This window comes from Listeria weihenstephanensis (assembly GCF_003534205.1).
Lineage (GTDB): Bacteria > Bacillota > Bacilli > Lactobacillales > Listeriaceae > Listeria_A > Listeria_A weihenstephanensis.
This window is the reverse complement of the sequence record NZ_CP011102.1, coordinates 501,380-522,732: the sequence shown is the minus strand read 5'-3', so window position 1 is coordinate 522,732 and position 21,353 is coordinate 501,380. Positions and strand designations below refer to the sequence as shown.

Below are 21,353 nucleotides of genomic sequence, written 5' to 3'. Positions count from 1 at the left end.
AGCATTCCCGCAAATTCTACCACAAATAAACAACCACCAAGCAAACCACCTCGCCTTTAAAACTAATAACACAAATTACAGACCCCTTACTTCGCATAGAAAAAACTCAAAAAAAATGGTTCTATAATAAATGTTGGGGTAGAAAATAATCTACCTCCGCATTTTTTTGTTCTCATTTCAAGACAAAAAAATACACAGTAATATCAAAATCCTTTAAGATAAAAGTGACGAAACCCAATCCAAAGGAGCGATATTACCATGCCAGACCATTTTATCATACAACTCATCGGTTTAGAAAATAAAAACATCCAACTTCTTGATTATTCGATTGAAAATCATATCTGCCACATTCATATCCAACTAAAACGAAAAAAACATGCCTGCCCCTCTTGTAAAACACGGACAGATCGCATTAAAGACTATCGTACGCACACTTTCCAACATCTAAAAGTCGCAGAAAAACGTGTCTATGTGCACTATCGAAAACGCAGATATGCTTGTTCCTGCGGAAAATCATTTGATGAAAAAAATCAAGGACTTGTGGCACGCTATCAGCGTTTTTCGACATCTTGGCATCAAGCAGCCCTTTTCCATAGTATCTCTGCCCCCTCCTTTACCTATACTGCCAGAACGTTTGGAACCACCGCACCTAAAATTATGCGCCTATTCGACGCGCGTACAGAAGCCTTTTCCACGCCTCCCGTCGCTCTTCCTAAAGTCATCGCTATCGATGAGTTCAAGGGAGATACCGACAAAGGCAAATTCCAACTCATTATCGCTGACCCCATGACTCGTCGCCCCATTGATATCTTAGAAAACCGTCGCGCCAAAACCATTCAACGTTATTTAAGAGAACGCGGGCATCAGGTAGAGATGGTTATCATGGATTTGAGCTCGACCTTCAAAAACGCTGTGCAACAAGCTCTTGACAAACCAGTTATTATTGCCGATTCTTTCCACTTCTCTCGCTACATCTATTGGGCGCTGAATAAAGTCCGCGTTCGTGTCCAACAGCGTTTTTCAGAAAAAGATCGAAAACACGGGAAACGGATACAAAAACTCCTTTTCAAGCGATCTCATAAGCTGGATACAGCGCAAAAAAGCATCATTCGCCGTTACTTAAGCTTGCACCCTGATCTACAAACCGCCTACACCATCAAGGAAGCCTATCAGGCTTGGTTTGATGCCAATAAAGCACAAGAACGCCGCGACGTTCGTCAATCCTTACACGATTTCTATCAACTCGTACAAGACAAACAGCTTCCAGAATTCATAAAAGCTATCGGTACTTTCCGACGCTGGGAAACAGAAATCATCAATGCCTTCATTTACCCACATCTGTCCAATGGTTTCGTAGAAGGAATTAACAACCGAACCAAGGTCATCAAGCGTACTTCTTATGGCTATCAAAACTTTTCACGGTTCCGCGCCAAAATACTTGCCCAGCACTTTATCAAAAATTTTGACATTTCTGTAGGCTAAAAAGAGGTACAAGCCACTATTTCCCTAGCTTGTACCTCGATATTTCACCCCAACAATTGACAAAGAGCCAAAAAAATACCCTCTCAAAAAACAATCGCAAACCTAACAATAAGTCCGCACCATTTTTCAAAAAAGTAAATTTCTCTTATTTTCACAAAAATCGTCGTGCTATCATTTCCTCTAACTCTGCAAACGTATACTCGTAATCCGCTTTACTACCACCGTAAGGATCAGCCACGTCAAAATCATATGGCGAAATCAGTTCGGTCTTCTTATTTGGAAACTTATCCACAACTGCTCGCCGGTGCTGTTCTGTCATCACAAAAATTTTATCCGCTTCTACAACCATATCTTTGTTCAATAATTTCGCAACATGATAGGTTGGTAAACCATGCTCCTGCAAAACTTCTTGTGACTGCAACGACATTGGAGAGCCTGTTTGCGCTGCAAGTCCTGCTGATGCGACCTCCCAGTCTGGCTTGAACCATTGTAGCATTTTTTCGGCCATCGGACTTCGGCATGTATTTCCAGTGCATACAAATAAGATTTTCATTCTAATTTTCCTCGCTTTGCCTAATATAATGTCCACCTGCTGCTTTATCAAGACGGTTCATCACCGCTTCCCCAATGCCAATTTTCACAAAAGGCTCAGCATAAATCAGGGTCACTGGCGTATGGTCAAAATGGCGAAGCTGGTCGTATAAGTGGTAAGCAATTTGTTCGGGATAATCCCTACTACCAAGACCTCTTACGTATTTCGAAGCCTTCAATTTTCTCGCTAACTCATCAGAAACGAGCACGCCAACAGTCTCCCCCTGATGCTCGGCCACGTCAATCTGCTCTTGGAAAAATGCTACATCTCCTTCAATCAGGACAACGGGAGCTTTCGGCGCGTAATGTGTATATTTCATGCCTGGCGCTTTCGGTGCTTCTTGCTGCGCTACTTCCTTGCCTTCTGAAATCACTGGCCCGATGACCGCTTCGATTTGCTCTTGTGAAATACCACCTGGTCGCAAAATGGCTGGGGTTTCAAGCGTGCAATCAATAACTGTAGATTCCAGCCCCACACCTGTTTTCCCGCCAAAAACAATTCCCGCAATCCGTCCTGATAAATCTTCCTCCACATGTTCTCCTGATGTGGGGCTCGGTTTCCCCGACCTGTTTGCACTTGGTGCCGCGATTGGAATTCCCGCAACAGCTAAAAGACCAAGTGCCACTGGATGTTCTGGCATGCGAACGCCGACGCTATCTAATCCTGCTGTCACATTCCTCGCTAAACGATCTGGCCGCAACGGCAAAATAATTGTCAACGGACCTGGCCAAAATTCTTGCATCAACTTTTTGGCGTTACTTGGAATTTTCGTAACAAACTCGTGCACTTGCGATTGATCCGCAATATGTACAATCAGCGGATTATCAGAAGGTCTTCCCTTCGCTTCATATATTTTTGCAACGGCTTGCTCGTTTGTAGCATCCGCACCAATTCCGTATACTGTTTCAGTCGGAAATGCTACAGCTTCTCCCGCTTGCAAAAGTTTCGCCGCCTCAAGATAAGTTTGTATCTCATTTTCCTTTGTTATGTGCCAAATCTTTGTTTTCATTAGGAATTGCTCCTTTACATTGCTTTAATCTTATTTTAACGGTTTGGACGTCTTTTTTACAGTATGAGATCGATTTATTTGAAAATTAGCGATTCATCCACAAAGTTATACACAAACTGTGGATAATAACTTTGTCAATGTGGATAACTAATTGTGAATCTGTGGATAATGTGTATAAGTGTGTTGATAACTAGGTTTACTTTGTTAAGATTTTATTAAAAATATTTTTTTGCACAAAGTTTTATCCCCAAAGTTGTGGATAAACTAAGCCAATAAAAAAGCATTCCCGTGATAGAAATGCTTTTATATCAGTCCTTTTCGACAAATAACTATTCGATCTTTACCGTTAATATCTTGTTGAATGATAATTTCTGCCTGTGGAAAACTTTTTTCGAATAATTTTTTTACGGACTCTCCTTGTGTATAACCTATTTCCATCCCAATCCAGAAGATGTTATCCACAAGTCCTGGTAAATTCATAATGAGTTGTTCGTAAATCGCTAAACCGTTATTGGGCGCGAATAAGGCTAGGTCGGGTTCGTGATCTAGCACGTAATCAGACATTTCGGCGCGCTCGTGATCAGCAATATAAGGAGGGTTGGCTAGAATCAAATCGAATTTTTCACCTTTTTCCTGAAAGAAGTCAACGAGGTCGCTGTGGATAAGTCGGACGTTCGTCTGTAAACGTTTCTTGTTTTCTTCTGCGACTTCTAGGGCTTCGGTCGAAATATCAGAGCCAGATACGTCGAGACTTGGGAATATCGCTTTTAAGGTGATAGGAATAATACCACTTCCTGTGCAAACATCAAGCACGCGATGCACGTGGTTTGGATTGTTTTCAATCACTTTTTCTGCGGCATAGACGAGTTCTTCCGTTTCTGGACGAGGGATCAGGACACTCGGTGTGACATAAAAATCGCGACCATAAAAAGGAGCCACTTCTAAAATATACTGAACTGGCTCTCCATTTATATAACGTGCGAAATCGCTGTCAAACTGTGCCTTTTCGCTCAGACTTAGCTCTTGACTTGTCGACATCCATAATTCGGATCGTGTCAGGCCAAGCCGCGTTTCGATGATGATTTCTGCTATGTTGAGGTCTAGTTCGCGAGCGCTTAGTTCAGCTTTTGCTTGATGCAAAATTTCGGCGATTGTCATCTTACATACCGTCGCTTAGATGATCGAGTCGGCTCGTTTGGTCTTCCATAATCAGCGCGTCGATAACTTCATCAAGCTTGCCTTCCATGATTTGGTCGAGCTTTTGAATCGTCAAACCAATACGGTGATCTGTTACACGGTTTTGTGGATAATTATACGTCCGAATCCGCTCAGAACGGTCACCCGTACCAACTGCAGATTTCCGATGCGTATCATATTCCTCACGTGCTTCACGCTCAAATTTATCAAAAATACGCGCACGCAAAATTTTCATCGCTTTTTCTTTATTCTTAATTTGAGAACGTTCATCTTGCATCGAAACAACAATCCCCGTCGGAATATGCGTCAAACGTACGGCTGACATTGTTGTATTAACACTTTGTCCGCCCGCGCCACTTGAAGCAAATGTATCCGTCCGAATTTCGTTATCTTTAATGTCGATTTCCACATCTTCAGCTTCTGGCAAAATCGCAACCGTTGCTGTCGATGTATGAATCCGGCCGCCTGATTCGGTTTCTGGAACGCGCTGTACGCGGTGAGCACCATTTTCGTATTTTAGGCGAGAGTAAGCTCCAGCGCCGTTAATCAATACGATAATCTCTTTATAGCCACCAATTCCCGTCGCGTTTGCATCCATAACTTCGGCTTTCCAACCACGAGATTCTGCATAACGTGAATACATCCGGAATAAGTCGCCAGCAAATAGAGCGGCCTCATCGCCACCTGCAGCTCCACGAATTTCCATAATAACGTTTTTGTCGTCATTCGGGTCTTTTGGAACGAGCAATAGTTTTAAGCGCTCCTCTAATCGGCTTTTTTCTGCTGTTAACTCGTTGAATTCTTCCTTCACCATTTCTTTCATGTCATCATCGAGCTTCTCGTTCATCATTTCGCGTGTTTCTGCAAGTCCTGTGGTCACTTCTTTATACTCACGATATGTCTCCACTGTTTCTGTAATAGCCGACTGCTCTTTGGAATAATCGCGGAGCTTTTTCGCGTCACTGACCACGTTTGGGTCGCTCAACAATTCATTCAATTCATCATAACGATCTTCCACTGCTTGTAAACGATCATACATTTAGGTTCACCTCATTTTTTAGTTGTTAAAAAGTTAAATTGATGGGTTGGCGTGACATTTTCGGCAAACTGGATAGTAACGATCGTTGCCGCCAATCATGATTTGGTCGCCTTTATACATTGGTTGTCCTTCTTCATCGACACGCAAAACCATCGTCGCTTTTTTCGTGCAAAACCAACAAACCGTTTTCATTTCCTCGATTTTGTCTGCATATAGCAATAAATACTTAGAACCTTCGAAAAGCTCATTTTGAAAATCGTTTTTTAGTCCGTAAGCAATGACAGGAATGTTAAGTCCGTCTGCAATTTGCGCTAACTGTAAAATATGTTTTTTCTCCAAAAATTGCGATTCATCAAGCAGTACACAATATGGTTTGGGATCTATTTTTGCCACTTCATCATGCAGATTCGTTGCTGAAAATACCGGTGTCGCCTCACGTTTCAAGCCGATACGACTTGAGATTACGCCAACTTGATCGCGGTCATCGATACCCGATGTAAAAATCACGACTGGCTTATTTTGTTCCTCGTAATTATGTGCTACTTTTAAAATTTCAATTGTTTTGCCACTGTTCATTGAACCATATCTAAAGAAAAGCTGTGCCATCCTTACAAAACCTCGCATTCCCATGTTAAAAACTCTTTTTCATTCTATCACAGCGCGTAATTTGGGACAACAGGTATTGTTTTGAAGAATGTCTGAAATTAGTGACAGCCCCATTCTAAAGGTGACCTTCTATGTAGATTCCTTACATGCCCATGACAAAAAACTACAAGCAAAGCGTAAAAAAGATACTTTACTTGTAGTTATTTCATGAGAATATCGTCGAGCCGCTGCCTTCTACGTTTAGTGAAAGAACTGTCGCTGTTTGGTCGAATTCTTTCATGACTTGGATCAGGTTGTCGCTTTCTGATTTTGGAGCGAAGATTAGAATCGTTGGGCCTGCTCCGCTCAAACACGCCGCGTAAGCACCATTTTCCTTCGTCAATGCACGCAATGGCGCCAAATGCGGGACGAGTTTTGCACGATATTTCTCATGCCATAAATCGCGTTCCATCATCTCACCTGCCAATTTCAGATCATTTTGCAAAAGCGCTGCGATCATCACATTGGCGATACTACTTGCTTTGACTGCCTCTTTATAGGGAAGCTGATCTGGCAAAACACCGCGACTTTCACTCGTTAGCAGTACTTCTTGCGGAATAAACGCGAGCAACGCACAGTCTGGGAAAAGGTGCCGGACGTAGAAATCTTCGCCATCCAATTTTGCACCAACGACAAAATTACCGAGCACTGCTGGGGCAACGTTATCTGGATGGCCTTCGATTTCCGCGGCAATCTCGACTTTGCGTTCTGGCGTCAACTCCAAATTCGCGAGTATATTCGCAAGCTCAATGCCTGCCACCACGGCCGCCGAACTGCTTCCAAGTCCGCGCGCTGCCGGAATATCGCAGAGCATTTTCAAGTTGTGTGGTTCGAGATTTGGCGCAATGCTAAGCGCGGTTTCGACGATGACGTTCGTTGCGTCCATCGGGATCCCGTCGCCTAAATCATGCGCGATATGCCATTCTTTTGCTGGTTCTAAAACTTCTAGCGTCAAATAAAGCGATAACGCAAGGCCGCACGAATCAAAGCCTGGTCCAAGATTCGCTGTTGTAGCCGGAACTTGGATTCTAATCATTTTGTTACGCCTCCACGCAAGTATTCACGCATTGCGTCCACGCCTTCCACGTGCGAAATCGGAACTTCGTGCACGCTCATCGCCGTATCAGGGTCTTTCAAGCCGTTTCCAGTGAACACACACACGACTGTTTCACCTTGTTTGATCGCACCACTTTTCACGTGTTGAATCACGCCAGCAAGCGATGCGGCTGAGCCTGGTTCAATAAAAACACCGTCTTGCGCTGCGACTTTTTTATATGCATTCACAATCTCGTCGTCCGTCACAGAGTGGATGTAGCCTTTAGACTCGTCACGCGCCGCCTCAGCCAATTCCCAACTTGCAGGGTTACCAATTCGAATCGCCGTCGCAATCGTTTCTGGGTTCTTGATTGGCGCGCCTTGGACGATTGCCGCAGCACCTTCCGCTTCAAAACCGTGCATCCGCGGTAAGCCAACGCCAAAATGCCCGTCCCATTCTTTGAAACCTTTCCAGTATGCCGAAATATTTCCTGCGTTCCCAACCGGGATTGCCAGCACGTCTGGTGATTTACCACCTAATTGTTCGCAAATCTCGAACGCCGCTGTTTTTTGGCCTTCCAAACGGTACGGGTTCACCGAGTTAACAAGCGCCACAGCTTCTGTTTTAGCAAGCTCACGAACCGCGTCCAAAGCCTCGTCAAAATTCCCCTGAATCGCGATAATATCCGCGCCATACATCACGGCCTGCGCCAACTTACCAAGCGCCACTTTGCCATCCGGAATCACGACATATGCCTTCATCCCAGCACGAGTCGCGTACGCCGCAGCAGCAGCCGACGTGTTTCCAGTAGAAGCACAAATAACCGCCGTCGCGCCCTCTTCCTTCGCCTTCGCAACCGCCATCACCATACCGCGATCCTTAAACGATCCCGTCGGATTCAAGCCTTCATATTTCCCATATAACGTCACGCCAAGTTCCTTCGACAAATTCGGCAACGGAATCAGTGGTGTGTTCCCTTCTGCCAAGCCAATCATCGGTGTTTTATCAGTAATCGGTAAATAGTCCTTATATCGTTTCAATAATCCTTCGTACATTATTTATCCCTCCACAACTTGATATTTCGCTTCGACTTGCATTTGCGGTTCCAGCTTCACTTTTTCAATCGCTTGTTCCAGTTGCGCCTTGCTCGTCACATGCGTCACCACAACAACCGTCGCCGTATATTCGTCCAGCGGTTCCTGCAAAATTTTATCAAAACCAACGCCCGCTTCCGCAAAAATCTGCGTTAACTTCAGGAACGTTCCAGTTTTATCATCCATGACAATCCGCAAATAGTATTTAGAAAAAATTTCTTCTGGTACCGTTTGTTTCGTGTCATGTTTATAACTATTGAATGCATTGCCATTTGTGCCTAACTTGCTGTTTTTCGCGACCGTAATAATATCGCTGACCACACTCGTCGCCGTCGGTAATTCACCAGCACCAGGTCCGTAATACATCGTTTCACCAGCCGCAGCACCCGTTACAAACACCGCATTATTCTCGTTGTTCACGCCCGCCATTGGATGATATTTCGGCAAGAGCACAGGCCCAACACTAACAGCAACCGACCCGTTCTTCTCTTCCGCCGTGCCAACCAATTTAATCACGTATTTCAACTGTTCCGCAACTTCCATATCACGCGGCGCAATCCCGCGAATCCCAACCGTATCCACGTCCGCCAAATCGACATTCATACCAAACGATAATCGCGTTAAAATGACCATTTTGCGAGCCGCGTCGATTCCGTCCACATCATTCGTTGGATCAGATTCCGCAAACCCCAAGTCCTGCGCCTCTTTCAAGACACTTTCATAACTACGCTTCTCCGTCTTCATTTTCGTCAACATGAAGTTCGTCGTCCCGTTCACGATGCCCATGACTTTCTGAATTTTATCTGACGCAAGCCCGTTCACAATCGTCCGCAAAATCGGGATTCCGCCAGCAACACTCGCTTCATAGAATAAATCGCATTGGTTCGCCTGCGCCACGGCAATCAATTCATCCCCATGTAACGCAATTAAATCCTTATTCGCCGTGACCACATGTTTCCCAGCTTTTAGTGCCTGTAAAACATACTCCCGCGCCGGTTCAATGCTTCCCATAACTTCCACAACCACCGCAATGGCTGGATCATTTAAAATGTCAGAAGGTTCCGTGGTCAAGCTAAACCCTTTCGTCTCGTAACGACGATTCTTTTCTAAGTCGCGTACGAGCACCGTTTTGACGCTCACTTGGTAGCCAGTCATTTGACTAATTTTCTCCGCATGCTCTTCTAAAATGTGAATGACACCACTACCAACCGTTCCAAATCCTAAAATTCCAACCTCTAATTTCGCTTCCACATGTCAACCTCCTCAATAATCAAACCATGTAATTATTGTTTATTATACGCACTTTCCCAGCATAAAGCAAAGGATTATTTGATATATCAGAATATTCGCGTATACCATGTTCACAAAAATATCACTTCTAGAATAAAACGTAAAAAATAACTACAAATAAAAATTTATCGATTCACCTTTTTTAATTAGATAGTTGACAGTTAGACTTCTATCTATTATAATCATTTTATTAAGTTAGAATTCTAACTATAAGGAGTCGAATTAAAAATGAAGCAGCAACCATTAAACACACCCTTTTCCGATTTATTCCGCGGCGTTGGGATGAAAATAAAAATGAACGCCGATACCAGGCTTCGCGAATTAGATCTAAACGGCCAGCAAGGACGCATGATTGGCTATATTTATGAGAACCAGGAACGTGGCGTTATTCAAAAAGATCTGGCTGAACAATTCAATCGCAAAGGCGCCAGCATCACGAGCATGCTACAAGGCCTCGAGAAAAAAGGCTACATCAAGCGCGTTATCCCAGAAAACAACGAACGCCAAAAAAATATCTACGTGCTCGATAAAGGCGTGGCATTAATAGAAGAATTCAATACTATCTTTGCAGAAATCGAAGCTAGCATCACAAAAGACCTCACAAATACCGAGGCCGAACAATTAAAATCACTTTTAACAAAAGTAAGCAACAGTTTATAAGAAAGAAGGAACGAACATGACGAAGAAATTTTCAGATCAATATTATTTAGAAAACGCTCCAGTGAAGAAAGCGATCGCCCATTTATCAATTCCAATGATGATCGGGATGTCTGTCGGCACCATTTATAATGTCATCAATGCCTATTTCATTGGACTCTTACACGATACAAGCATGTTATCTGCCATTACGCTCGGTTTACCAATTTTCACCGTTCTCATGGCTTTTGGTAATGTATTCGGCGTTGGTGGTGGCACATTTATCACCCGCCTGAATGGTCAAAAAGACATCGAAAAAGGCAAGCGTATCGCTGGTTACACATTTTACACCAGCATTATTGTTGGACTTTTACTCGCACTCTTAGCTTTTCTATTCATTGATCCGATCGCGCAATTACTCGGTGCTGATGCTGCAACTTTTGATTACGCCAAAACCTACGCATTAACCTTACTTGCTGGTGGTTTCATCGTCATCCTCAACTTTACCCTCGAGCAGTTAGTTCGGTCCGGTGGCGCTTCCAAAGAATCCATGTACGGTATTTTTATCAGCACTGGACTTAGCCTAATTCTCGATCCGATTCTTATTTTAGGACTAGGCTGGCACGTCGCTGGCGCTGCACTCGCAATGGTTCTATCTCAACTCGGTTCTGCGATTTACTATCTCTATTTCCTAGAAAAACGCAGCGAACATTTGCAAGGCTTCCTAAAACACTTCAAAATATCCATCAAAGATCAACTCGAAATTTATAAAATTGGCGTCTCCGAGCTATTACAATCCGCCTTTTTAATCGTAACAACCTTACTACTAAATAATTTTGCGATTCAATATGGTGATAATGTCATCGCAGGATTCGGAATCGCGCTACGCATCGTTCAAAGCCCAGAATTCTTAGCTATGGGTCTGATTCTAGGCTTGATCCCATTCTTCGCGTTTAACTTTGCTAGTAAGAATATTCCGAGATTTAAAGCAGGAATGAAACAAGCTTCTCTTTACATCGGCATTATTTCCGTTACATTTGTCGGTTTAGTATACCTATTTAGAGCACCAATCATCCAGCTTTTCTCGAACGATCCCGACGTTTTAAGCATTGGTACCTATATCCTCGTAGCTATGCTCGTATCCGCAATCTTCAACGGTTTTACCATCCTGTTCATCAGCCTTTTCCAAGCGACCGGGCAAGGTACAGCAACGATGGTCATGTCCGTCACACAAGGCGTTCTTTACATCCCGATGATTCTAATTCTACATGCTATGTTTGGCCTCCACGGCGTTATCTGGTCCATGGCAGTCACCGAAACCATCACTTTAATCATGGGACTTATCTTCTTTATCGCCTTCCAGAAAAAATTAAAAACATCTGATTTACCAGGGGCAAAAGTCAGCCCAGTATAACGATAAAAGCTCCGTTCCCAAACACAGGAACGGAGCTTTCACCTTATTAACGCATCGTCACAAATTCTTCAGAACCCGTCGGATGAATCGCAACAGTATTGTCAAAATCAGCCTTTGTCGCACCCATTTTCATAGCAACAGCAAAGCCTTGAATCATCTCATCAACGCCCGTTCCGATTCCGTGCAAGCCAACTACTTTTTCATTATCGCCAGCACAAACCAGCTTCATGGCACACGGTTCGCGATGTTCTGTGATCGCGGTATACATCGATGTAAACGAAGAAGTGTACACCTTAACTTGCGCCTCGCCATATTTTTCAATCGCTTCTGGTTCTGTTAAACCAACAGTCCCAATCGCAGGATGGCTGAAAACAACTGTCGGAACCAAATTATAATCCAGATGCTCATCTAATTTCCCATTAAACAAGCGCTCCGATAACCGCCGCCCTGCAGCAATTGCAACTGGTGTAAGTTCAATGTGCCCCGTAATATCTCCGACTGCATAGATCCCCGGAACCGCCGTATTTTGAAATTTATCAACTTTAATATAACCTTTTTTATCAAGTTCCACCGCTGTTGCCGCCAAGTTCAGCGTCTCGGTCACCGGTGTTCTACCAATCGCCCAGATCAATTTATCCACCGTCTGCGTCCGACCGTCCTCCAAATGAAGCGTCACCGAACCGTTCTCATTTTTCGTCACCGCTTTTGGAATCGCCTCCGTATGAAGCGTCGGCCCTTGTTCCTTCATCACGCCTACCAATGTATCCACTAATAAGGGGTCAAAATTGCGTAATGGCGCATGTTTACGAACAAATAAATGCGTCTCCACACCAAAGCCCTGCAACACGCCCGCAAGTTCCACCGCAATGTACCCAGCACCAACGACCGCCACACTTTTCGGCAACTCCGTCCATGCAAAAAAGCCATTAGAATCCGTCCCATATTCCGCACCAGGAACGTCTGGCCAAGCAGGTTTTCCACCTGTCGCAATCAAAATGTGATCCGCTGTATACTGCGTCCCATTGACCTCAATCGTATGTTCATCAACAAAAGACGCGTATCCTTTCAAAATATCGACTTTATTATGATCAAGCCCGCGCTGATACGAGCCATGAATCCGCTCAATATAGGCCTCCCGATTTTCCACCAATTTCGCAAAATCAAACTTCTCCTGTTTCACATCGAACCCATAATCAGGTGCATACTTGTGCATTGCCTCAGAAATCTGAGCCCCGTACCACATCACTTTTTTCGGTACACAACCAACGTTAACACACGTCCCACCAAGCTGTTTTGGCTCCACAAGCGCACATTTTTTCCCGTAACTAGCAGCACGATTTACAGAAGAAATCCCGCCACTACCTCCACCAATTGCTATATAATCATAATGTTCTACCATATGAAAAACCTCCTCATTTATTTCTCTATCCTCCAATTTTACCCCAAGGAAGATTGAATTGAAAATGTTTGGATTTTGTTTTGGGTTCTTTATGTTTCTCTCGCTTTGATTGGATACTCTGTACACAGAGGGTCTGAAAATCATCTGACGGGCCACCAACTTTTATTTTTTATGCGTAAGACGTACATTCCGCTTTACACAAATCGAGCGAAAGCGGTTGCATTTATTGCTTTTGTTGGAAGCTGGAAGCGGAGCGTACTAGCGTACGTGATGACTGAAAACAGGGAGGGAGTAGCTTCCCCGACCATGTAAGAAGTTAAGCGAAACTGCTCTTGTGTAGCAGAACCGGAAGTTCATAAAACCACTTGATTGCGAGCGCTTGCCGCCGATTTACCTCGCATAGGCTCAAAGACATCAAATAAAAAAGCCACCCGAGGGTGACTTTTTTATTTGATGCCGTATTTTTTGTTGAAACGATCGACACGTCCATCGGCTGTTGCATGTTTTTGTTTACCAGTATAGAATGGGTGTGAATCAGAACTGATTTCGACACGTAGTAAAGGATACTCGTTGCCATCTTCCCATTGAATAGTTTCATTCGAGCTCTTAGTAGAACCAGAAATAAACTTGAAATCTGTACTAGTATCAAGAAATACCACTTGACGGTATTCCGGGTGAATTCCAGTTTTCATTGCTTTCAACTCCTTGGCCCTGAATCATCTGAAACAGAGTAATTTCTGCACAATTTCACACAGTAAACTCATTATACCAATGCTTTTTCAATTTAGCAAGGCTTATTTTTTAAACATTTCGCTTTGCATTATTTCAAAAAAGTCATCATTTGTCGGCGTCTTCTTTAAATACCGAATGAAACGTTCGGATATGTCTAGTGCATCGCCTTGAATCGGCATGATTTTACGGATTTTCCATAGCTGCTCTAACTTTTCTTTTGGTAATAATAGCTCTTCTTTACGTGTTCCTGAACGGCGAATATCAATGGCTGGGAAAACGCGGCGCTCAGCCATCGCACGGTCAAGATGAAGCTCCATATTTCCTGTGCCTTTAAATTCTTCATAAATCACATCGTCCATTCGTGAACCTGTATCGACAAGGGCAGTCGCCAAAATCGTCAAACTTCCGCCTTCTTCGATATTACGAGCTGCACCGAAAAAGCGCTTTGGTCGATGGAATGCCGCTGGGTCAATACCACCTGACAATGTTCGACCACTTGGCGGAATAACGAGATTATAAGCTCTAGCTAGACGCGTGAGGCTATCCATCAAAATAATGACATCACGTTTTTGCTCGACTAATCGCATCGCCCGTTCTAACACGAGTTCTGCTACTTTAATATGATTTTCTGGCACTTCATCGAACGTTGAGCTGACAACCTCCGCTTTTACAGATCGTTCAATATCTGTAACTTCTTCTGGCCGTTCATCGATGAGTAGGACGATTAGTTCTGCATCTGGACTATTTTCCGTGATCGCATTAGCAATTTCTTTTAATAAAATTGTTTTCCCAGCTTTGGGTGGCGCAACGATCAAACCACGTTGACCAAAACCAATCGGTGCAATCATATCGATCATCCGCGTTGAAATCGGATTTTGACCAATCTCCATCCGAATTTGACGATCAGGATAAAGCGGTGTCAAACCAGGGAAATGAACACGATCTTTTGCGACTTCAGGATTTTCACCATTGACAGCCTCCACATGAAGCAAGCCGAAATAACGCTCATTCTCTTTTGGCGGACGCACTTTTCCAGAAACCTTGTCGCCCGTTCTTAAATCAAAACGTCTAATTTGAGAGGCAGATATGTAAATATCTTCAGAACTCGCGGAATAATTGATGGGGCGAAGGAATCCAAATCCTTCCGATGCAATGATATCAAGCACGCCTTCCATGAAAAAGAAACCTTGCTTCTCAGCACTAGCCTTTAACAACGCAAAACTAAGTTCTCTTTTCGTAAGCTTGCTATAATACGGAATCTTGTGTTCCTTAGCCAGCGCATAGATTTCCTTTATCGTTAATTTTTCTAAATAAGAGATAGATATATCAGCCATATATTTGACCACCTTTTGGATTTTTTATAAAGAGGATTTGAGGAGTAGCAACGAGGAACAAACGTTTCCCATGATTTCACCACCGAACCCAGGGCGCACGCGCGATGCTTAGATCCTAGGCAAAGTCGAGCATCGGAGCGGAATGTACTGGAGTACATGAGCACCGAAGCACAGACTTTAACGACGGAGATGAGCGTCGCGCGTGCGCCCTGGAGACCTAGATGATTTCTTCGGCATGAGTTACCTTACTTATATCAGCGCCAATGCCTTCTAATTTTTCAATAATGCGGCCGTAGCCACGTTCAATGTGTTCAATTCCTAATATTTCGGTCGTACCATCTGCGGTTAAGCCTGCAATAACAAGGGACGCGCCTGCACGTAAATCAGAAGCAGTCACAGTCGCTCCTTTTAACTGCGTTGGTCCTGTAACGATCGCTGCACGGCTTTGAAGCTTGAACCTGCCACCCATTCGTTTTAATTCATCAATATGTTTAAAACGACTTGGATAAATGGTATCTGTCACAACGCTACTGCCGTTTGCACCAGCAAGTAATGCAGTCATCGGTTGCTGTAAATCGGTTGGAAAACCTGGATAGGCGTATGTTTTAATATCTACTTTTTTAAGGGCACCACTTTTACTGATATAAGCGGAGTCTTCGTTCATTTCAATAGACACACCAGCTTCGACAAGTTTAGCTTTAACGGCCTCCATGTGTGCCGGAATAATATTTTCGACTCTGATACCCGAACCTGCCGCGGCTGCTAAGATCATGAATGTGCCAGCCTCAATACGATCAGGGATAATTGTGTGTCGGCAACCGTGCAAACTTTCAACACCCTCAATACGAATCGTGTCTGTGCCTGCTCCTTTAATTTTAGCGCCCATACTCGTAAGTAACGTGGCAACATCAATAATTTCAGGCTCTTTCGCAGCATTTTCGATAACGGTTTTCCCGGTAGCTTTTACAGCGGCAAGCATGATGTTAATCGTTGCGCCAACACTAACAACATCTAGATAAATACGCGCTCCTTTTAGTTCATCCGCACGTAAATAAATCGCACCTTGTTCGTTGGTAACCGTTGCACCTAGCGCCTCAAAACCTTTAATATGCTGATCGATTGGGCGCGGGCCTAAATAACAACCTCCTGGAAGACCAATAACAGCTTTTTTAAAACGCCCAAGCATCGCGCCCATTAGATAATAAGAAGCACGAAGTTTTTTCACATTGCCATTTGGTAGTGGCATATCTATTAAATTGGATGGATCAATCGTTACGGCACCTGGACCAGCATGAATTTCCCCACCTAGTTCTTCTAAAATAGCATAGAGCGTATGCACGTCCGAAATATCCGGTAAACCCTCGATAGTCACATCAGAATCAGCTAATATCGTAGCAGGAATAAGAGCAACAGCACTATTCTTAGCACCATCTACACGTAAAGTACCCGAAAGCTCTCTTCCACCTTTTATTACTAGTTTCTCAACCATACCGTTCCTTCTTTCCTGTTAAAAAGATTCACTTGTAGTTGATTATCCCTGATATTGAGGAAATATGCAAATCGAAAAGCTGAAACGGCCCGTTCAGCTCCGACAAAAACTGGAGCGGCCGCAGTAAAAAGCCGCTCTTGCTTTTTATGGAGGGTGTGAAGTTTTCGAGGAGGTGGCCGTTGAAGCTAGATCCGGAGGCGCCACACATGATTCCGCATATGGATTGCATGCTCACTTCGTTCTCATGCATATTGAGGCTCTAAATCGACAAAATATGTCTCATAAGAGCCACAACAAAGCGCAAGAAGCCCATTAGACTCGAAAAAGTTTGGAGCGGCCGCAGTGAAAACCCGTCCTTGGTTTTTGCGGAGGGCGTGAAAACTTCGAGGGTCTGGCTTCTGAAGCTGGATCTCACGAAAAGCTAAGGAAGCCCGTTAGATCCGACAAAATTTGTTAGGGGGCGCAGATAAATCCCTCTTTTGGATTTTTCGGAGGCACCGAAAATTTCGAGGGGCTGGCTTCCGAAGCTGGATCCGAAGACGCCCCACATCATCAACCACACGAATTAGAGACCACTCCTCCCCTAAACCCCAAACTTCAATACAAACAAATCGCTAATTCCGAACTCGGCGGTAAGAGCCACTGATGGATTACATGCTCACTTCGTTCTCATGCATATTGAGGCTCTCTTAATTCCCTGATACTTATTCGTCTACTAGTTGTTCCTGGTTTCGCGCATAAGAGCCACTGATGGATTACATGTTCGCTTCGCTCTCATGCATATTGAGGCTCTAAATCGGCAGGGGATGCCTCATAAGAGCCACAACAAACAAAAACGGTTCTATAATAAATGTTGGGGTAGAAAATAATCTACCTCCGCATTTTTTTGTTCTCATTTCAAGACAAAAAAATACACAGTAATATCAAAATCCTTTAAGATAAAAGTGACGAAACCCAATCCAAAGGAGCGATATTACCATGCCAGACCATTTTATCATACAACTCATCGGTTTAGAAAATAAAAACATCCAACTTCTTGATTATTCGATTGAAAATCATATCTGCCACATTCATATCCAACTAAAACGAAAAAAACATGCCTGCCCCTCTTGTAAAACACGGACAGATCGCATTAAAGACTATCGTACGCACACTTTCCAACATCTAAAAGTCGCAGAAAAACGTGTCTATGTGCACTATCGAAAACGCAGATATGCTTGTTCCTGCGGAAAATCATTTGATGAAAAAAATCAAGGACTTGTGGCACGCTATCAGCGTTTTTCGACATCTTGGCATCAAGCAGCCCTTTTCCATAGTATCTCTGCCCCCTCCTTTACCTATACTGCCAGAACGTTTGGAACCACCGCACCTAAAATTATGCGCCTATTCGACGCGCGTACAGAAGCCTTTTCCACGCCTCCCGTCGCTCTTCCTAAAGTCATCGCTATCGATGAGTTCAAGGGAGATACCGACAAAGGCAAATTCCAACTCATTATCGCTGACCCCATGACTCGTCGCCCCATTGATATCTTAGAAAACCGTCGCGCCAAAACCATTCAACGTTATTTAAGAGAACGCGGGCATCAGGTAGAGATGGTTATCATGGATTTGAGCTCGACCTTCAAAAACGCTGTGCAACAAGCTCTTGACAAACCAGTTATTATTGCCGATTCTTTCCACTTCTCTCGCTACATCTATTGGGCGCTGAATAAAGTCCGCGTTCGTGTCCAACAGCGTTTTTCAGAAAAAGATCGAAAACACGGGAAACGGATACAAAAACTCCTTTTCAAGCGATCTCATAAGCTGGATACAGCGCAAAAAAGCATCATTCGCCGTTACTTAAGCTTGCACCCTGATCTACAAACCGCCTACACCATCAAGGAAGCCTATCAGGCTTGGTTTGATGCCAATAAAGCACAAGAACGCCGCGACGTTCGTCAATCCTTACACGATTTCTATCAACTCGTACAAGACAAACAGCTTCCAGAATTCATAAAAGCTATCGGTACTTTCCGACGCTGGGAAACAGAAATCATCAATGCCTTCATTTACCCACATCTGTCCAATGGTTTCGTAGAAGGAATTAACAACCGAACCAAGGTCATCAAGCGTACTTCTTATGGCTATCAAAACTTTTCACGGTTCCGCGCCAAAATACTTGCCCAGCACTTTATCAAAAATTTTGACATTTCTGTAGGCTAAAAAGAGGTACAAGCCACTATTTCCCTAGCTTGTACCTCGATATTTCACCCCAACAATTGACAAAGAGCCGTTGTTCCTGGTTTCGCGCATAAGAGCCACTGATGGATTACATGTTCGCTTCGCTCTCATGCATATTGAGGCTCTAAATCGGCAGGGGATGCCTCATAAGAGCCACAACAAACAAAAACAACGAGCCCAATCGGGCTCGTTGTCATCAATCAAATATAATATTATGCTTTGCCGTTTGAACCAAATTCTTGGATCTTAGCAACAACTGTTGTCTTAATAGCAGCTTGGCCAGGTCCGATAACTTTACGAGGATCGTAAACTTTATCATCTGTAGCTAATTTTTCGCGAACAGCGGCTGTCCAAACAATTTGGCACTCCGTGTTAACGTTGATTTTGCTGTGACCGTGTTCGATTGCTTGTTTGATTTGGTGTTCAGGAATTCCAGAACCACCGTGAAGTACTAGAGGAGCACCAGTTAATTTCGAGATTTCTTCCATTTCTTTGAATCCTAGAACTGGTTCGCCGTGGTAAGGACCATGTACAGAACCTAATGCTGCAGCAAGTGCATCAATGTTAGCTTCTTTAACAACACGTAAACATTCAGCAGGATCAGCATAGTTGATTCCGCCTGTTACGCCGTCTTCTTCGCCACCAACAGTTCCAACTTCGGCTTCAACAGAAACACCTTTTGGATGAGCGTAGTCAACAACTTTTTTAGTCATTTCAACGTTTTCATCGATTGGGTGATGAGAACCATCGATCATAACAGATGAGAATCCTGCGTCGATTGCAGCTTTACATGAATCAAACGATGAACCATGATCCAAGTGAATTGCAACTGGTACAGTGATTTTTAGGTCATGCATAAGTCCTTCAGTCATTTTAACAACTGTTGTAAATCCACCCATGTATTTTGCTGCTCCTTCAGAAACACCAAGGATTACAGGGGATTTTTCTTGTTCTGCAGCTTCTAAAATAGCGCGAGTCCACTCAAGATTGTTGATGTTGAATTGACCTACAGCATATTTACCAGCTAACGCTTTGTTCAACATTTCAGTCATACTAACGATAGGCATAATACAATTTCCTCCTCAGGAATATAAGAGTGTGGAGCATAAGCCAGATAAATCGGCGGCAAGCGTTCGCATTCCGCCAGTTTCGCAGACTTCCGGTTCTCACATACACAAGTATGCTCCGCTTCCGGCTTCCGCGAAACTAGCGAAATTCAAAAGCTTTCGCTCGATTTGTGTAAAGCCAAGTTTACGTCCTACCCAATTTTCATGGTTTGACGTTCTTCGGCTTTGTTCGAGTTTACTCCAGACTCTTACAAAATTTGATTTTCTGCTGTGAAAAATAACAGTTGCTATTTTTCCTAACACAGTTATGATACCAGATTTGTGAGCATTTTACCATAGTGAAGGTCGATATTTTTGATGTAATCGTTTTATTTCTGTAAGCGATGCTGGATTCGGGTTGCTTCTGCCAAGATTGTTAATTTTTCTGGTAAAACTGCCAATTTATAAGGGGTCTCTCCGCCATATACGCCATCATAACTAATATTTAAACTGGTATCACATTCGATTGTCGCTGTTTTTGTTTTAACGTAGAGTACGTCTTCACTTTGCAAATGCGCGCCACTCTTAATGGAAGCAAGCAATTTCAGTAACTTGATTGGTGATACCTTTTTTAAAACAAGTAAGTCCATGTAGCCATCGTTAAGTATTGCTGGTGGGCATAGTTTTTCCATTCCGCCTACACTATTTGTTAATGCGCCGAATAACAACAAAATTTCGCCTTCGAAAACACCAGTATCATATGTTATCCGGACTTGTTTTGGTGCCAATTTGGGCAACAGGGAAATACCGCTTACTAAATATGCCAACCGTCCTATTTTATTTTTCATCGACTCTTTGACAGCATAGGTGATTTCGGTGATTTTCCCTCCAGCGGCATTATTGATGAAATATTGACCGTTCGCCTGCCCAACGTCGACTTTTATTTTCTCTCCTGCCGCGATAATCTGGAGGGCTTCGATCGGGTCTTTTGCCATGCCAAGCGCGCGTGCAAAATCGTTCGTTGTTCCAACCGGTAGAACGCCAAAAACGACTTGCTTCGAGGCTTGCATCAAACCGTTGACAACATCGTTTACCGTGCCATCCCCACCTGCAGCAATAATAATTTCAAATCCATCGAGTACCCCTTGTTTCGCGATTGCGGTCGCACTTTTCTCTTCTTCTGTGGTCGGAATCAGCGTGACATCAAATCCCGCTTCGTCCAAAATTTGCTCTGCCACTGGCATTAATTTGTGAAACTTGCGCTGGCCAGCAACAGGATTGTAGATGATTAACATTCGCTTTAACATCTGTCTTCCCCTTCTCTCATGCAGTGATAGTCCTAGTTTCTTATTTTAGCAGTTCATTGTCAAACGAGGGGGCTCGAAAGCGCAAAATTCTTATATAAAAAAGGATATCTAAATAAACTGTTTGTTCTTTTTAGAAATTAACAGCGCATACATTTTTATTTCAGGCTTAATATTGCTTGCAAATCGGGATTTCTGACACTGTTTAGACATCAAATTGTAGGTAATTTGTCAAATTTCAAACCGCACCATATAAACCTACTGGTATGACTCATTCTCACTAATATACCAAATACTTATATCGCTCAAAATACACCCATGATAGGGAAACTCTATTGACTCTCTTGTAACTTTTCTCCATAATAGAAAGTAATCTATATTACCACTAAGATTAC

The 21,353-nt window shown here is 43.4% G+C and carries 18 protein-coding genes; 4 read left to right on the top strand and 14 right to left on the bottom strand.

The features are described from left to right. Positions 1-258 precede the first annotated feature (258 nt). The gene (locus UE46_RS02455) at positions 259-1,482 is read left to right on the top strand and encodes an ISL3 family transposase (protein ID WP_118907367.1); all 1,224 of its coding nucleotides are present in this window, start codon (positions 259-261) and stop codon (positions 1,480-1,482) included. 151 nt (positions 1,483-1,633) lie between these two features. Here the strand turns inward: UE46_RS02455 and UE46_RS02450 are convergent, their stop codons facing one another. The 8 genes from UE46_RS02450 to UE46_RS02415 all read right to left on the bottom strand — a co-directional run bounded on the left by UE46_RS02450 (position 1,634) and on the right by UE46_RS02415 (position 9,345). After that, a complete protein-coding gene (locus UE46_RS02450) occupies positions 1,634-2,035 on the bottom strand; it encodes a low molecular weight protein arginine phosphatase (protein WP_118907371.1) in 402 nt (133 codons plus the stop codon). A 1-nt stretch (position 2,036) separates the two neighbouring features. After that, a complete protein-coding gene (locus tag UE46_RS02445; protein ID WP_036063344.1) occupies positions 2,037-3,083 on the bottom strand; it encodes an L-threonylcarbamoyladenylate synthase in 1,047 nt (348 codons plus the stop codon). Positions 3,084-3,386: 303 nt separating this feature from the next. Continuing rightward, positions 3,387-4,241, bottom strand: coding sequence for a peptide chain release factor N(5)-glutamine methyltransferase (gene prmC / locus UE46_RS02440; protein WP_118907370.1), 855 nt, complete (start codon positions 4,239-4,241; stop codon positions 3,387-3,389). A 1-nt stretch (position 4,242) separates the two neighbouring features. Then, complete coding sequence (gene prfA / locus UE46_RS02435; protein ID WP_118907369.1) at positions 4,243-5,319, bottom strand: peptide chain release factor 1; 1,077 nt, start codon at positions 5,317-5,319, stop codon at positions 4,243-4,245. Positions 5,320-5,352: 33 nt separating this feature from the next. Next, positions 5,353-5,925 carry a thymidine kinase gene (locus UE46_RS02430; RefSeq protein ID WP_036063345.1) on the bottom strand — a complete coding sequence of 191 codons (573 nt, stop codon included), beginning with the start codon at positions 5,923-5,925 and terminating at the stop codon, positions 5,353-5,355. Positions 5,926-6,130: 205 nt separating this feature from the next. After that, the gene (thrB, locus tag UE46_RS02425; protein ID WP_077912614.1) at positions 6,131-6,997 is read right to left on the bottom strand and encodes a homoserine kinase; all 867 of its coding nucleotides are present in this window, start codon (positions 6,995-6,997) and stop codon (positions 6,131-6,133) included. Next, complete coding sequence (thrC, locus tag UE46_RS02420) at positions 6,997-8,055, bottom strand: threonine synthase (protein ID WP_036063339.1); 1,059 nt, start codon at positions 8,053-8,055, stop codon at positions 6,997-6,999. Before thrC ends, thrB begins: the two co-directional genes overlap by 1 nt. A 3-nt stretch (positions 8,056-8,058) precedes the next feature. Continuing rightward, complete coding sequence (locus UE46_RS02415) at positions 8,059-9,345, bottom strand: homoserine dehydrogenase (RefSeq protein WP_036063338.1); 1,287 nt, start codon at positions 9,343-9,345, stop codon at positions 8,059-8,061. Between the two features lie 267 nt (positions 9,346-9,612). On the opposite strand from UE46_RS02415, the gene UE46_RS02410 reads away from it, so the two are divergent. Together UE46_RS02410 and UE46_RS02405 are read left to right on the top strand one after the other, a co-directional pair. Then, the gene (locus tag UE46_RS02410) at positions 9,613-10,044 is read left to right on the top strand and encodes a MarR family winged helix-turn-helix transcriptional regulator (RefSeq protein WP_036063336.1); all 432 of its coding nucleotides are present in this window, start codon (positions 9,613-9,615) and stop codon (positions 10,042-10,044) included. A 16-nt stretch (positions 10,045-10,060) separates the two neighbouring features. Beyond that, positions 10,061-11,434, top strand: a complete 1,374-nt coding sequence (locus UE46_RS02405; protein ID WP_036063334.1) for an MATE family efflux transporter — start codon at positions 10,061-10,063, stop codon at positions 11,432-11,434. 46 nt (positions 11,435-11,480) lie between these two features. Here UE46_RS02405 and gorA read toward each other — a convergent pair whose 3' ends face one another. The 4 genes from gorA to UE46_RS02385 all read right to left on the bottom strand — a co-directional run bounded on the left by gorA (position 11,481) and on the right by UE46_RS02385 (position 16,388). Then, entirely contained in the window at positions 11,481-12,833 is a 1,353-nt protein-coding gene (gorA, locus tag UE46_RS02400; RefSeq protein ID WP_118907368.1) for a glutathione-disulfide reductase, read from the bottom strand. Positions 12,834-13,279: 446 nt separating this feature from the next. Further along, positions 13,280-13,525 carry a type B 50S ribosomal protein L31 gene (locus UE46_RS02395; protein WP_036063331.1) on the bottom strand — a complete coding sequence of 82 codons (246 nt, stop codon included), beginning with the start codon at positions 13,523-13,525 and terminating at the stop codon, positions 13,280-13,282. A 102-nt stretch (positions 13,526-13,627) separates the two neighbouring features. Continuing rightward, the gene (rho, locus tag UE46_RS02390; protein WP_036063329.1) at positions 13,628-14,899 is read right to left on the bottom strand and encodes a transcription termination factor Rho; all 1,272 of its coding nucleotides are present in this window, start codon (positions 14,897-14,899) and stop codon (positions 13,628-13,630) included. A gap of 217 nt (positions 14,900-15,116) precedes the next feature. Further along, the gene (locus tag UE46_RS02385) at positions 15,117-16,388 is read right to left on the bottom strand and encodes a UDP-N-acetylglucosamine 1-carboxyvinyltransferase (RefSeq protein WP_036063327.1); all 1,272 of its coding nucleotides are present in this window, start codon (positions 16,386-16,388) and stop codon (positions 15,117-15,119) included. Positions 16,389-17,366: 978 nt separating this feature from the next. Between UE46_RS02385 and UE46_RS02380 the strand changes: the two genes are divergently transcribed. Then, on the top strand, positions 17,367-18,590 hold the full coding sequence (locus UE46_RS02380) for an ISL3 family transposase (protein ID WP_118907367.1): 1,224 nt from the start codon (positions 17,367-17,369) through the stop codon (positions 18,588-18,590). Positions 18,591-18,820: 230 nt separating this feature from the next. On the opposite strand, the gene fba is transcribed toward UE46_RS02380, so the two are convergent. Together fba and UE46_RS02370 are read right to left on the bottom strand one after the other, a co-directional pair. Further along, on the bottom strand, positions 18,821-19,675 hold the full coding sequence (fba, locus tag UE46_RS02375) for a class II fructose-1,6-bisphosphate aldolase (RefSeq protein ID WP_036060357.1): 855 nt from the start codon (positions 19,673-19,675) through the stop codon (positions 18,821-18,823). 368 nt (positions 19,676-20,043) lie between these two features. After that, positions 20,044-20,961, bottom strand: coding sequence for a diacylglycerol kinase (locus UE46_RS02370; protein WP_036060360.1), 918 nt, complete (start codon positions 20,959-20,961; stop codon positions 20,044-20,046). Between the last annotated feature and the right edge of the window lie 392 nt (positions 20,962-21,353).